Source organism: Brevibacterium ammoniilyticum, assembly GCF_038429965.1.
GTDB lineage: Bacteria > Actinomycetota > Actinomycetes > Actinomycetales > Brevibacteriaceae > Brevibacterium > Brevibacterium ammoniilyticum.
The window spans coordinates 326,306-339,176 of sequence record NZ_BAABNP010000001.1 but is presented as its reverse complement, the minus strand read 5'-3'; the positions used below and the strand labels follow the sequence as shown (position 1 = coordinate 339,176).

Annotated in this window: 13 protein-coding genes; 4 read left to right on the top strand and 9 right to left on the bottom strand. The window is 65.9% G+C overall.

Annotated features, from left to right (window positions below):
• Positions 1-39: 39 nt before the first annotated feature.
• The 4 genes from AAHA49_RS01595 to AAHA49_RS01580 form a co-directional block, all read right to left on the bottom strand.
• The gene (locus AAHA49_RS01595; RefSeq protein ID WP_342036951.1) at positions 40-411 is read right to left on the bottom strand and encodes a VOC family protein; all 372 of its coding nucleotides are present in this window, start codon (positions 409-411) and stop codon (positions 40-42) included.
• 207 nt (positions 412-618) lie between these two features.
• Positions 619-1,434 (bottom strand): thioesterase family protein, encoded by an 816-nt coding sequence (locus AAHA49_RS01590; protein WP_342036950.1) that lies wholly within the window; start codon positions 1,432-1,434, stop codon positions 619-621.
• Between the two features lie 10 nt (positions 1,435-1,444).
• Complete coding sequence (locus AAHA49_RS01585) at positions 1,445-1,816, bottom strand: hypothetical protein (RefSeq protein WP_342036949.1); 372 nt, start codon at positions 1,814-1,816, stop codon at positions 1,445-1,447.
• A 28-nt stretch (positions 1,817-1,844) separates the two neighbouring features.
• Positions 1,845-2,327, bottom strand: coding sequence for a P-loop nucleotide/nucleoside kinase family protein (locus tag AAHA49_RS01580; protein WP_342036948.1), 483 nt, complete (start codon positions 2,325-2,327; stop codon positions 1,845-1,847).
• A 142-nt stretch (positions 2,328-2,469) separates the two neighbouring features.
• On the opposite strand from AAHA49_RS01580, the gene AAHA49_RS01575 reads away from it, so the two are divergent.
• Positions 2,470-3,009 carry a GNAT family N-acetyltransferase gene (locus AAHA49_RS01575; RefSeq protein ID WP_342036947.1) on the top strand — a complete coding sequence of 180 codons (540 nt, stop codon included), beginning with the start codon at positions 2,470-2,472 and terminating at the stop codon, positions 3,007-3,009.
• A 171-nt stretch (positions 3,010-3,180) separates the two neighbouring features.
• Here AAHA49_RS01575 and AAHA49_RS01570 read toward each other — a convergent pair whose 3' ends face one another.
• Both AAHA49_RS01570 and AAHA49_RS01565 read right to left on the bottom strand, forming a co-directional pair.
• The gene (locus AAHA49_RS01570) at positions 3,181-5,472 is read right to left on the bottom strand and encodes a S1 family peptidase (protein WP_342036946.1); all 2,292 of its coding nucleotides are present in this window, start codon (positions 5,470-5,472) and stop codon (positions 3,181-3,183) included.
• 299 nt (positions 5,473-5,771) lie between these two features.
• The gene (locus tag AAHA49_RS01565; RefSeq protein WP_342036945.1) at positions 5,772-7,667 is read right to left on the bottom strand and encodes a S1 family peptidase; all 1,896 of its coding nucleotides are present in this window, start codon (positions 7,665-7,667) and stop codon (positions 5,772-5,774) included.
• A gap of 244 nt (positions 7,668-7,911) precedes the next feature.
• Between AAHA49_RS01565 and AAHA49_RS01560 the strand changes: the two genes are divergently transcribed.
• The 3 genes from AAHA49_RS01560 to AAHA49_RS01550 are packed head-to-tail and all read left to right on the top strand — an operon-like array spanning position 7,912 to position 9,734.
• Positions 7,912-8,370 carry an META domain-containing protein gene (locus AAHA49_RS01560; protein WP_342036944.1) on the top strand — a complete coding sequence of 153 codons (459 nt, stop codon included), beginning with the start codon at positions 7,912-7,914 and terminating at the stop codon, positions 8,368-8,370.
• Positions 8,367-8,669 carry an META domain-containing protein gene (locus tag AAHA49_RS01555; RefSeq protein WP_342036943.1) on the top strand — a complete coding sequence of 101 codons (303 nt, stop codon included), beginning with the start codon at positions 8,367-8,369 and terminating at the stop codon, positions 8,667-8,669. The genes AAHA49_RS01560 and AAHA49_RS01555 overlap by 4 nt, the downstream gene beginning before the upstream one ends.
• Positions 8,670-9,734: a DUF808 domain-containing protein gene (locus AAHA49_RS01550; RefSeq protein ID WP_342036942.1), complete on the top strand. Its 1,065-nt coding sequence runs from the start codon at positions 8,670-8,672 to the stop codon at positions 9,732-9,734.
• Here the strand turns inward: AAHA49_RS01550 and AAHA49_RS01545 are convergent, their stop codons facing one another.
• From AAHA49_RS01545 to AAHA49_RS01535, 3 genes are read right to left on the bottom strand one after another with little or no spacing between them, the layout of a single operon-like run.
• Entirely contained in the window at positions 9,735-10,613 is an 879-nt protein-coding gene (locus tag AAHA49_RS01545; RefSeq protein WP_342036941.1) for an ABC transporter ATP-binding protein, read from the bottom strand.
• Positions 10,610-11,758 (bottom strand): FecCD family ABC transporter permease, encoded by a 1,149-nt coding sequence (locus AAHA49_RS01540; protein ID WP_342036940.1) that lies wholly within the window; start codon positions 11,756-11,758, stop codon positions 10,610-10,612. Before AAHA49_RS01540 ends, AAHA49_RS01545 begins: the two co-directional genes overlap by 4 nt.
• Positions 11,755-12,813, bottom strand: a complete 1,059-nt coding sequence (locus tag AAHA49_RS01535) for an iron chelate uptake ABC transporter family permease subunit (protein WP_342036939.1) — start codon at positions 12,811-12,813, stop codon at positions 11,755-11,757. Before AAHA49_RS01535 ends, AAHA49_RS01540 begins: the two co-directional genes overlap by 4 nt.
• Positions 12,814-12,871 lie beyond the last annotated feature (58 nt).

Here is a 12,871-nt window from a genome sequence, read left to right as displayed (position 1 = left end):
CGTGCATTGCTCCGACGACAGATCAATTCCGTCGGCGTCTCAGTTCTGCTTGCGGCGTCCTATGTCGAAGACATAGCCTTCGGGGTCTTTGAGCGTCGTCCATTCGATGCCGTACTCGTCGAAGGATCCGACCTTCGTGGCCCCGAGTGCGATCGCCCGGTCGACGTCGGCCGGGTAGTTCGGGTCGTCGAGATCGATGTGGAGCGGGTTCTTCGTCTCGACGTGGTCATCGACCTTGAGGAAGAGCATGCCCGGAGTCGGCGACTCCCCCGAGTGGACTCCGCCGATGCTCGCGACGAACTCGTTCGCACCCTCGTCGAGTTCCGCCCCGAGGAGTTCGGCCCAGAACAGCGACTGGGTTTCGACGTCGAGGCAGTCGAAGGTGATGCTCAGGGACTGAAGCGAAGCCATACGGTTCCTTTCGGTTCGGCACTTTCGTCAGCACCTCGGCACAGCCGCCAGCGCTAGAGCACTGCCGTCAACGACTCACCGCTGCGGTCAAGGTCTCGACGACATCGTCGGCGTTTGTCGGCTTGTGGTGCTGAAGATCACTCTAGACTGCGGCACTGACACTGCCGCGTCCTGAGGTCACGAAGCGTGGTCCGACGTCACACGCCGTCAGCGTGGCTGCCTCGCGAGCTGGCGGGACTGGGCGACGAGCCGCCCGGTCGAATCCCAGAGTTCGCAGTCCTCTTCGAACATCCCACCGGCGATGTTGCGGGTCTCCACGGTCACGGCGATCCATCCCGGCGCCGGGATCGCGCGCACGTGCGCGGTGAGCTCCATCGTCGGCGCCCACCCGAACCGACCGAGGTCGAACATCGCGGGAGGGAAGGCGTCGAGGAAGGTGAGCAGTGCCAACGGATCGGTGTCGGCCCCGTCGCTGTGGCGGATCCATCCCTGCAGCAGTCCGCGCCCGATCGGCGCTCCCGTGGCGAATCCGGCCGTGGCAGGGTCGAAACGCATATCGAATCGGCTGGCGATCGGGGCAAGGTCGAGGTATTCCCGGGGTCCGTCGGCGATCGACATGCAGTCCTCGGGGGCGGGAAGGTCCGGATGGCTCGCCGAGGTGGCGACATCGTCAGGGAGCGCGCCGAGGCTGCCGAAGGTGGCCAGGGCCGTGATCGTCGGGGCACCGGCTTGGTTGAGATCAGCACCGAGCGTCGCACTCGAGCGGCCGGCCCGGATGACCCGGGTCGCCACCTCGGCGGGGCCGGGGTCGCTGCGACCGAGGTAGTAGGCGGAGAAGACGAGAGGGTCCGGGAACTCCGGGACCGTCGCCGACAGCGCACGGCCGATCACGCTGAGGAGGTAGCCGCCGTTGACTGCGCCGGCGACCGTCCAGGCGCCGTCGAGGTCGGTCGCGAAGGTCGAGTCCTGTCGTCCGGTCACTGCGGTCGCTCGTGCGAAGTCGCTCTGGGTCTCAGTCGTCATGTGATCCAGATTACCAATTACTGAACGTTCGACAAGTCATTTCTGTGCGGATCGCCCTCAGCGCTGTCCGCTGCTCTGCTGTTCCAGTGTCCGCTGTTACAGCGACCGCTGCCCATACTGGGGCTGCTTCAACGGCCATAGCGCTTTCCCTCCCCGACCTTCTCAGTGCCTCGACGATGACGCGTGCGAGCAGCTGCTGGTCGGAGTCGGCGTCGATGCCGAGCTTGGGGATGATTGCGGCCGCGTGCCTGCCGCCGACCACCATGACAGTGCGGCCGATGATGACCATGCCGGCCTTCGTGATGCGGTAATCGGGCTCTTCAGGGTTGAGTGTGGGTGCGCCGGCGGTGCGGCACCAGCCGGAGAAGGTCACGGCCGACATGTCCTGACCCGCCGTCCGCCGCACGGAGTCAGGCGGTCGACAGGCCGTCGGTACGCAGCACAGTCACCGGCCCCTCGTCCGGCCCCGGCGGCTGGAAATTCTCGTGATACAGCTCAGCGAGGCCGGGCGGGAGCGTGAAGTCGTCCGCATGGGCGCCCGCGCGCTCCCGGAGCCGGGCCAGCGCCGTGCCGCGAGCGGCGACAACGTGGAGGATCTCGACCGTGGCGCCGGTGGGGGCGAGCAGTTCCCGCCACTCCTCCCGCATCGCCCGGGACCAGAAGGACAGGTCGACGACCACGTCGCGTCCCTCCGCGACCGCGTCGAGCAGGCGTCGCCGCAGGTCGGTGATGATCTCCGCATTGATCTCGGTGGGCAGCGGCATACTGCGCAGTCCCCGCTCGTAGGCCTCCACGTCGACGGACAGCCGCAGCATGCCGCGCGCCTCGAGCTCCCGGGCCGCGGTGGATTTCCCGGAGCCCGCCGCGCCGCACATCAGCACCACATGGCTCATCGGGACAGTATAGGGACCGTTCAGGGTTGGGTGTGGGTGCGCCGATAGTGCGGGGTTGCGAGCGGTGCCCCATATACATTCATGGGCCCCAGTGAGCCCCTTCCCCGCATCTGCTGGTCCCCATCACAGTACGGTGGTCACCATGAGCATAGTCCTCGAGCCGATTGATCATCGTGGAGTCGATCGTGATCCCCTCATCGAGTTCTTCTCGTCCAATGCCTTCCCCTTCCATGGCCATGCGACTGCCCGGTCCGCCGAGGAGGCTGCCGACTTCGTCGATTCCGCCGGCTTCGTCGGTGACGATGGTGCGGCGCTGTGGGCGATGGACTCCGAGCTCGGGAGGGTGGGCCTCGTCCGGTTCGGCGACCTCGGCGATCCGACGCCGATGATCGATCTGCGCTTGGCAGAGCGGTTCAGGGGCCGCGGTCTTGGAGTGCCGACGCTGCAGGCGGCCACGGATCATGTCTTCACGACCACCTCGGCGACGAGGTTCGAAGGGCAGACGCGGGAGGACAACGCAGCGATGAGGACGGTCTTCGACCGGGCGGGCTGGTCGAAGGAGGCGCACCATCGTCGGGCATGGCCCACGCCGGACGGAACTCTGCTCGACGCTGTCGGGTACGCGATCCTGCGTGAGGAATGGGAGACGGGAGTGACCGTGCCCGTTCGCTGGGATGACTGACTGCCCGACTGCATCAGCTCGAGGGTGGACCTGCGCGGTGGAACCCGACAGCGGTGATGCCTGGAGTGCGGCAACAGCGAGTCGGCGATGCGGAAGGGCGCTCCCGGTGAAATCACCGGAAGCGCCCTTCCTTGGAAACCTCAGCCGGTCACAGGGTGACCGTCAGAGACCTCAGTTCTTCTTGACCCGACGCATCGTCAGCACCACAGCGGCACCACCGACGAGCAGCAGACCTGCACCGGCAGCAAGACCGGTCAGCTCAGCACCGGTACGGGGCAGATCGCCGCCGCCGTCACCGCCGCCCTTGCCGTCGTCGCTTCCGCCGCCGTTGCCCTGGTCATCGGCAACGACCTTGAACGAACCGGTCAGAGGCGACTCGTCGTCGGTGTCGTTGGCACCGGTGACGGAGACGTCGTACTTGCCGAGGTAGACCGAGGGATCGGAGGCAGAGATGCCGTAGATCGAGAATCCGGCCATGCCGTCGGCATTCGCGGTCTCGGTCAGCTCGATGCCCTTGACATTCTTCGGGCCGGCCATGATCTTCAGCGTGACGGTCTCGCCCTCATCGAAGCCCTTGACCTGGATCTTCACGCCCTTGTCCTTCTTGACGAACTCAGACGCTGCGATCTCCTTCGGATCGATCGTGATGGCGCGCTCGGCAGGAGCCTCGCCGTCCTTCGAACCGTCAGAGTCGGAACCTGCGTCCTTGGCGTCAGCTGCGGCACCGGCGTCGGCGTTGTCGCCGCCTTCGGCACCGGCATCGGCGTTCGCGTCGTTGCCATCGGCAGCGGCACCCGAATCGTCCGTGGCCTGAACGGTCACGGTGAACGTGGTGGCTTCGGACTTCTGTCCGTCGACGACGGTCGTTGCCTGGTAGGCGTAGGAGCCTTCGGCCTCAGGACCCTCGAGGGTGAAGTTGCCATCGGCATCAGCCGTGACGGTCTTGGAGCCTTCAGCGGGTGCGGCCTGGGCCGCGATCTGCGGACCTGACTGGGCAGGAGCCCACGAGACCTCGACCTGAGCGTTCGGGGTGGCCTTACCGGTCACCTGACCGCCCGGCTCGATGGTCTGGTCGCCGGCCTTCGGTGCTTCCGGCATCTCCGGGTTGCCGTCGTCCGATGCATTGGCTTCGGCACCGTCAGCACCGGCGTTCGAGTCGGCACCGTCAGCACCGGCATCCGAGTTCGCAGCGGCACCGTCGGCCCCGGCGTCAGCATTGGCGTCCTTCGTGTCCGCACCAGCGTCGGAGTTCGCGTCCTTGGTGTCGGCACCCGCGTCAGCGTTGGCGTCCTTCGCATCAGCACCGGCATCGGCGTTGGCAGCAGCCGAGTCGTCAGCGTTCGCGTCAGATCCGCCGCCGTTGTCCGGCGGGGTGAGGGTGAAGTCGACGCCGGACTGCTGGAGCGAGTAGTCAAGGTCAGCGACCCAGCTGAACTCGAACGGCTGACCGGTCCCGTCCTTTGCAGGTCCACCGCCCGAGATGACGCCGAGAGCAGTGTCACCCTGGAAGACGCCGCCCCCGGAGTCACCGGGCTGAGAGAACGGCTTCTCGACCGACGATTGCACACCGAATCCGTGCACCCAGTAGCCACCGATGTTGGCGTACTGGAATTTCGCGTTGTACTCGGTCCAGACATCGCCTTCGGTCAGACCGGTCGTACGCCCTGACTTCTGAATCTTGCCCGGCTGCTCGGAACCGATCTGCTTGATGTTCGTGGCGAGCTTAGCCGAGAGATCATTGGAACTGGCGCTCTCCCAATTCGTCACACCGTTCTTGACGCCGTACTTCGTCTTGTCGACGTTCATGACCGCGAAGTCGATGTCCGTTGCCTTCGGCTCGGGCCAGGTGCTCGAATCTTCGCCGACCAGGAGGTCTCCGCTGCCGTAGCTGGAGAAGCCCCATTTGCCGATGACGCCGAGTCCCGACGCATTGAATCCCTTGCCACCGGCTGCGGGAGCGGTGGACGGCTGCTCGGTCTGATCGACAGTCGAGGGCCCGGAGATCACACCGGTGTCGGCGTTGTAGTCCTTCGCGCAGTGACCTGCGGTGAGGACAACCGGATTGCCGGCGTCATCCCAGCCGGAGAAGCCTGTTGAGCACGCACCGCCACCGGAAGGAGTCTTCACGAGGTAGCCTGCGCCTCCGACGATGTCGTTGGCAGCGTAGGGCTTGAGTTCGCCGATTCCGGTGATGACCTCGACGTTGTCGAACTTCTTCTCGAGGTCCTTGATCTCATCGGTCTTCTTCTCAACACCGAGGTTGAGCTTGCCGTTCTTGATGCCATAGGCGTTGACATTGCCGGCATCGATGTCGGCCAGAGCCTTCTCGACCTGCTTGTCGCTCTGCACGTCGAGCTTCTGCGGGCCGGTGGCCATCGCAGGCGACGCGAAGAACGCACTGCCCAGACCCAGCGCCGCAGCGGCGGTCAGAGCAAGCGAACTCTGCACGAGCTTCTTCTGCATACTTTCCGTCTCTCTTCTCAGGGGAGTTGCTAATGTCACAAACCGATGACCTTAGTCACAAACAGGTTACGGTCCGCGCCCAGCAACCACCAAGAATCAGGCCTTCTGGCTGTGAACTAAATGAACGAAACGTCACCGTCCATGCGTGGCCGCCTGAACCGACCGACAAGCGCACTTGACGACAGATGTCGGACAGATGCGCCACCGAGTGCAGACGCGAGGAAGGGCGCTCCCGGTGAGACTACCGGAAGCGCCCTTCTCAGATCATTCATCTGGTCACAGAGTGACCGTCAGAGACCTCAGTTCTTCTTGACCCGACGCATCGTCAGCACCACAGCGGCACCACCGACGAGCAGCAGACCTGCACCGGCAGCAAGACCGGTCAGCTCAGCACCGGTACGGGGCAGATCTCCACCGCCGTCACCGCCGCCCTTGCCGTCATCGCTTCCGCCGCCGTTGCCCTGATCATCGGCAACGACCTTGAACGAACCGGTCAGAGCCGACTCGTCCTCGGTGTCATTGGCACCCGTGACGCTCACGTCGTACTTGCCGACGTAGACCGAGGGGTCCGAGGCGCTCGTGCCGTAGATCGAGAACTTTGCGACACCGTCGGCGTTCGCCGTCTCATCGAGCTCGATGCCCTTGACGTTCTTCGGACCGGCGACGACCTTGAGAGAGACCTTCTCACCCTCGTCGAAGCCCTTGACCGTGATCTTCACGGCCTTGTCCTGCTTGACGAAGTCCGATGCGGCGATCTCCTTCGGATCGACGGTGATGGCCCGCTCGACCGGGGTCGGCGTCTCCGTCTTCTCCTCCTCGACCGTCACGGTGAATTCGGTCGGCTTCGACTCCTGCCCACCGACGATAGCGGTCGCGGTGTAGTCGTAGTCGCCGGCATCCGCAGGGCCTTCGAGCACGATGTTGCCGTCGGCATCGGCCTTGACCGTCTTCGAACCGTCCTTAGCTGCCTGCGCACTGTTCGTGCCGGCGTCCGCGGCGGGCTTCCAGTCGACCTTGACCTCAGCGTTCGCTGCGGCCTTGCCCTTGACGTCGCCGTTGGGCTTGATCGTCTGGTCCTTGACCACCGGGGCAGCGGGTGCCTCAGGAGTCTCGGTGCCGGGCTTCTGAAGGTTGAACGACTGTCCGGACTGCTCGAGCGAGTAGTCGAGGTCGGCAACCCAGCCGAACTCGGTGCCGTCACCCTGCGGTCCGCCGCCCGAGATGACACCGACAGCGGTGTCACCCTGGAAGACCGCGCCACCGGAGTCACCCGGCTGCGAGAACGGCTTGGAGGCAGGGGAGGTCACGCCGAAGCCGTGCACCCAGTATCCGCCGACGTTCTGGAAGTCGAAGTCGTACTCCGAGCGCGGAATGACCTGGCCTTCGGTCAGACCGGTCGTACGTCCCGACTTCTGGATCTTGCCTTCGGTGTGCGGACCGACCTTGGCGATGTCGGTGGCCAGCTTCGTCGACAGATCGTCGGTCTTCGCGGTCGTCCAGTCGGTGACGCCGTTCTTGACGTTGTACTTCGACTTGTCGACGTTGATCACGGCGAAGTCGATGTCGCTCTCCTTGGGCAGCGGCCACGTCTTCGGGTCGCCGCTGAGGAGATCTCCACTGCCGTAGCTGGTGAAGCCCCACTTGCCGATGACGCCGAGTCCGGACTTGTCGAAGCCCTCTCCGCCGGCGGCCTGAGCCGTGCTCGGAAGCTCAGTCTCGTTGACCACCGTGGCACCCTTGATCGCACCGGTGCTCGGGTTGTAGTCCTTCGAGCAGTGACCAGCGGTGAGGACGACGGGATTGCCCGCGTCATCCCAACCGGAGAAGCCGGTCGAGCACACGCCGCCGCCGGAGGGCGAGCCGACGAGGTAGCCGGCACCGCCGACGAGGTCGTTCTTCGCGTAGGGCTCCAGTTCCTTGATGCCCTCGGTGACCTTGACGTTCGAGAACTTCTTCGTCAGCTCTTCGATCTCGGGGGTGATCTTCTCAACGCCGAGGCTGAGCTTGCCGTTGCGCTCACCGTAGGCGTTGACGCCTTCGACCTCTGACAGTGCCTTCTGGATCTGCTTGTCGCTCTGCACGTCGAGCTTCTGCGGTCCGGCAGCCATCGCCGGCGACGCGAAGAACGCGCTGCCCAGGCTGAGCGCCGCTGCGGCGGTCAGGGCGAGCGAACTCTGCACGATTTTTTTCTGCATACTCTTGGATTCCCTTGGTCGGATACATGGTGACGATCGGCTGATGTCCTCGCACCAATGTCACCCGAAGATCACACCAAGGTCACGAGAACAGCCTCTCAACCACATGCCAGATTACGGTTCGGCAACGACGCCGGGCAACAAGTCTGCGTGTTGCGGGTGAACAAAACGAACTAAACCTGGATTCTCCGACCGCATGCGCCGAACCCATCGAGAGGACAAGCCAGCCCGTTATGATCGGGACATGGACACCCTCATGCAGCTCCGCCCTACGGGCCGCCTCAGATTCGCGCTCGGCGCTGTCGCGCTCGCGGCGACCCTGCCGCTTGCCGCCTGCGGACCGGGGACGGAACCGACCGAGCCATCGAGCTCCTCGGCGAGCGACACGAGCACTCCGAGCGATTCAGCGAGCGCGACGATCGACCCTGTCGGCAAGTGGACCTCGCCTGAGGCGGGAAATCCGTTCCTTGAGCTCACTGACGACGGAAATGTCACCGGCTCCGACGGGTGCAATCGCATCTCGACCACGTGGAAACTCGACGGGACCTCGGTCGCATTCGAACCCTTCGCCTCGACTCAGAAGGCATGCGCAGGGATCGATTCCTGGCTGGCGAAAGCCGCCAGTGCCACGATCGACGGCGACGTCATGACCGTCAAGGACGGCCAGGGCTCGGTCATCGGCGGATTGGAGAAGGAGAAATGACACAGAACATCACCGGCCGGTGGGTGACCGAACCCGGATCGAAGGCCTTCCTCGACTTCGCCGACGGCGGCGCACTCTCCGGCAGCGACGGCGCCAACCGCATCTCGACGAGCTGGCAGGCAGACGGCGATGAAGCCGTCGTCGATGCCTTCCTCACCACGCAGATGGCCGCCCCCGGAATGACTCCCTGGGTCGGCCGAATCCACCGCGCCACGGTCGACGGCGACACGCTCATCGTCCTCGATCATGCCGGGAACCGCCTCGGCGAGATGATCCGCGACACCGGTGGGGAGAAGTAGATGGCCGGCGGTCTCTTCGCCCTCCTCGACGATGTCGCTGCCCTCGTCAAGCTCTCTGCGGCCAGCCTCGACGATGTCGCCGCCGGTGCGTCCCGGGCCGGAGCGAAGACCGTCGGTGTCGTCGTCGATGACGCGGCGGTGACGCCGAAGTTCGTCGAGGGGGTCGATCCGAAGCGCGAACTGCCGATCATCAAGCGCATCGCGCTCGGCTCGCTGTTCAACAAGATCGTCATCATCCTGCCGATCATTCTCCTGCTCAGCCAGTTCCTCCCGTGGCTGCTCACTCCCCTGCTCATGATCGGCGGCACCTACCTGTGCTTCGAGGGCGCGGAGAAGATCTTCGAGAAGCTCGGCTGGATCGAACACCACGAGGAGGAGCCGACCGCCGCCCAGCCCAGTGACGAAGACGAAGCGGGTCGGGAGAAGAAGATCGTCCGGTCGGCGATCACGACCGACTTCGTGCTCAGCTGCGAGATCATGGTCATCGCGCTCAACGAGGTCGCGACCGAGCCGCTGCTGTCCAGGGCGATCATCCTCGTCGTCGTCGCCCTCGCCATCACCGTGGGTGTCTACGGCGTCGTCGGCCTCATCGTCAAGATGGACGACATCGGCCTCCACATGACCAAGCACGAGAACCCGGGCTCACAGAAGTTCGGCCGCTTCCTCGTCAAGGCGATGCCGAAGCTCCTCGCCGGCCTCTCGACAATCGGCACCCTCGCGATGCTCTGGGTCGGCGGGCACATCATCCTCGTCGGCACCGACGAGCTCGGCTTCACCGCGATCTACGACTTCGTCCACAGCCTCGAGGCTCCCGCTGCCGAGGTCGCGGGCATCCTCGGCTGGCTGGTCAACACGTTCTTCTCGCTCATCCTCGGTACGATCTGGGGCAGCATCGTCGCGGGAATCGCGATCGGCATCCAGAAGCTGGTGAAGAAGCCCGAGGCAGAGACGACGCACGACGCACCCGCTGCGGCCGGAACGAACACCGCAGCACAGGACACCACCGCGAAGGACGACGCGACGGGATCAGCGGACTCCGCGCGGAATCAGCCTCCGACCGGCTGATCAGACCGCCTCGGCGGCCTGACGCTGGGCGAAGGTCTTCTTCGGCGGACCGGGCACGATCATCGGCGCCCCGGTGACGGGATCGTCGATGACGCTGCAGTCGATGCCGAAGACGGCATGGACGAGATCGGCGGTGACGATGTCGCCGGGCGCACCCTGCGCAACGATCTCACCGTCCTTCATCGCGATGATCTCATCGGCGTAGCGGCACGCCTGATTGAGGTCGTGGAGGACGGCGACGAGGGTGTGCCCGTGCTCATGGTTGAGCTGGGCGAAGAGATCGAGCAGTTCGATCTGAAAGGCGACGTCGAGAAACGTCGTCGGTTCGTCGAGGAGGAGCAGCGGCGTCTCCTGCGCAAGCACCATGGCCACCCACACCCTCTGCCGCTGGCCTCCCGAGAGCTCGTCGACGAGACGCGAGGACAGGACCTCCGTGTTCGTCGCCCGCAGGGCCGAGAGCACGGCCGCCTCATCCTCGTCCGTCCACTGCCGCAGGAACGACTGGTGCGGGTGCCGTCCACGGGCGACGAGTTCGCCGACGGTGATGCCCTCAGGGGCGATCGACGACTGCGGCAGCAGCCCGAGTCGCTTCGCGATCTGCTTCGTCTTCATCCTCGAGATGTCGGCGCCGTCGAGGAGCACGGTGCCCTTCGCCGGGGGCAGCAGCCGTGCGAGCGCTCGCAGCAGCGTCGACTTCCCACACGCGTTGGGACCGACGATGACGGTGAACTTCCCTGCCGGGATCCGCACATCGAGGTCGGTGACGATCTGCCGTTGGTCGTAGGCCAGATCGAGGCCCTCCGCGGCGAGCGGAGCAGGTGCCGTGCCCGTGCCGCTGCCCAGGTCGGACGAATCGGCGGAGATGGTGTGAGCGCTCATGGTGCCTTCCGTGCTTCGTGGATGAGGAGCCAGATGAGGTAGACGCCGCCGATGCACACGGTGACGACGCCGACGGGGAACTGGATGTCGTCCGCCGTGTCGACACCGATGACACCCAGCCACACGAGCAGCTGGTTCGTCAGCGCCATCCCGTGCTGGGCGATGAGATCGGCGGCGACGAGCAGCAGACCGCCCACGGCCGCAGCCATGAGCAGGCTCGTGCCCTGCGACTTCGCGATCCGTCGCCCGATCTGCGGGGCGGCCAGCGCCACGAACGCGATCGGCCCGGCAGCCGCGGTGACGACGGCGACGAGGGCGACGGCGATGAGGATGAGGGCCGCGCGCACGGGTTCGTTGCGCACACCCAGCGCCTTCGCGGTGTCGTCGCCGAGCTCCAAGGTCCCGAGGTCGCGGGCGAAGACACCGCAGCCGAGGCCGAGGACGATGACGGCGACGGTCGCCGGCAGGATCGTCGACCAGCCCATGCCGTTGAGCGTGCCGGCTCCCCAGGTCGCCGCGGCCATCGCGAGGTCGAGGTCGGAGCGCATGATCAGCCACGTATTGAACGCATTGAGCATAGCTGTGAGCGCGATGCCGACGATGATGAGGCGGAATCCCTGGACCCCGCCCTTCCATGTGAGGACGTAGACGAGCAGGGCGGTGAGGATGCCGCCGAGGATGGCGCCGAAGGCCGTGGACACGAAGCTCGTGCCGAAGAGGATGATCGTGACGATGCCGCCGGTGTAGGCACCGGTCGAGAAGCCGATGATGTCGGGGCTGCCGAGCGGATTGCGGGTCAGGGACTGGAACACGGCCCCCGAGACGCCGAGCCCGGCACCGAGGACGATTCCGGCGAGGATCCGTGGGGCCCGCCATTCGCCGACGACCGTGTTGACGATGCGCTTGTCGGCGACGCCGAAGAGCCCCTGGAACACCTCGGTGGGGGTGAGGGCGAACTTGCCGAGCAGCAGCCCGAGGAACCCGCAGACCAACGCGAGCAGAGTGACGATGCCGGCGATGACGACGACCCGCACGTCGATGCGGCGACCGAAGGCGACCACCATCGGGCGCCCGAAGTCGATCCTCTCCCCCGGGGCGACCTCGCCGCCGGGGACGAGCGCGACGGGACTCTCCGACGACTTCACAGACCGCTCGCTTTCTTCCGGCGGACGAGGGCGATGAGCACGGGCGCACCGACGAACGCGGTGACGACGCCGACCTGCAGCTCCCCGGGCTTCATGACGACGCGGCCGATGATGTCGGAGGCGAGCAGGAGGATCGGGGCGAGGATGACCGAATAGCCGAGTATCCACCGCTGGTCGGGTCCGACGATCCACCGTGCGATGTGCGGGATCATCAGCCCGATGAATCCGATCGGACCGGCCGCGGCCGTGGCTGCTCCCGCCAGCAGGGTGACGGCGATGATCGAGAGGATCCGGGTGCGGTTGACCGAGGTGCCGAGGCTCGCGGCGAGATCGTCTCCGAGGGCGACGGCGTTGAGCGAATGGGACAGCGCGAGGGCGAGGACGACGCCGATGACGATGAACGGGGCCACGGCGGTCACGGTGTCGAATCCGCGGCCGGCGATCGCTCCCACGTCCCACGAGCGGAACGCGTCGAAGGCCCGCTCGTTGGTCAGCAGGATGCCCTTCGTCAGGCCCGCGAGCACCGCGGCCACGGCCACTCCGGCGAGGGTGAGCCGGATCGGGTCGACCGTGCGATTGCGTCCCGAGGAGCCGATGATGTAGACCCCGGTCGTCGCCAGCAGCGCCCCGGCGAAGGCGAACCAGATGTAGCCGCCGATCGAGGTGATCCCGAAGAAGGCGATGCCGACGGTGACGGCGAACGAGGCTCCGGCGTTGACGCCGAGGATGCCGGGATCGGCGAGCGGATTGCGGGTGAGCGCCTGGATGAGGCCGCCGGCCAGTCCCAGGCCCATGCCGACGAGGATGCCGAGCACCGTGCGCGGGTACCGCAGTTCGAGGACAACGAGCTGGTCGTCGCTGCCCGAGGGCGCGACGAAGGCGCCGATGACCTCCGACAGCGGCATGTCCCGGGTCCCGATTGCCAGAGAGGCGAGGACGACGATGACGAGGAGCGCGAGGGAGACGATGAGTCCGACGGTGCGCTTGACCCGCAGCGTCCGCGACGACGCCTGTCCGGTGGATGTCGCCGAGGCGGTGGTGGCGAGACCGGTCATCGAAGGTCCTTCGGGTGGCTGATTAGGGCAGGCTAACCACAATCTAGCCCACTTCGAT

Bases quoted from the DNA above. Each gene is read 5' to 3' on its own strand.
- AAHA49_RS01560 (WP_342036944.1), top strand. From the start codon at position 7,912: ATGGACACCCTCATGCAGCTCCGCCCTACGGGCCGCCTCAGATTCGCG.
- AAHA49_RS01590 (WP_342036950.1), bottom strand. From the start codon at position 1,434: ATGACGACTGAGACCCAGAGCGACTTCGCACGAGCGACCGCAGTGACC.
- AAHA49_RS01580 (WP_342036948.1), bottom strand. From the start codon at position 2,327: ATGAGCCATGTGGTGCTGATGTGCGGCGCGGCGGGCTCCGGGAAATCC.
- AAHA49_RS01535 (WP_342036939.1), bottom strand. From the start codon at position 12,813: ATGACCGGTCTCGCCACCACCGCCTCGGCGACATCCACCGGACAGGCG.
- AAHA49_RS01585 (WP_342036949.1), bottom strand. From the start codon at position 1,816: ATGTCGGCCGTGACCTTCTCCGGCTGGTGCCGCACCGCCGGCGCACCC.
- AAHA49_RS01555 (WP_342036943.1), top strand. From the start codon at position 8,367: ATGACACAGAACATCACCGGCCGGTGGGTGACCGAACCCGGATCGAAG.
- AAHA49_RS01595 (WP_342036951.1), bottom strand. From the start codon at position 411: ATGGCTTCGCTTCAGTCCCTGAGCATCACCTTCGACTGCCTCGACGTC.
- AAHA49_RS01575 (WP_342036947.1), top strand. From the start codon at position 2,470: ATGAGCATAGTCCTCGAGCCGATTGATCATCGTGGAGTCGATCGTGAT.
- AAHA49_RS01545 (WP_342036941.1), bottom strand. From the start codon at position 10,613: ATGAGCGCTCACACCATCTCCGCCGATTCGTCCGACCTGGGCAGCGGC.
- AAHA49_RS01570 (WP_342036946.1), bottom strand. From the start codon at position 5,472: ATGCAGAAGAAGCTCGTGCAGAGTTCGCTTGCTCTGACCGCCGCTGCG.
- AAHA49_RS01550 (WP_342036942.1), top strand. From the start codon at position 8,670: ATGGCCGGCGGTCTCTTCGCCCTCCTCGACGATGTCGCTGCCCTCGTC.
- AAHA49_RS01565 (WP_342036945.1), bottom strand. From the start codon at position 7,667: ATGCAGAAAAAAATCGTGCAGAGTTCGCTCGCCCTGACCGCCGCAGCG.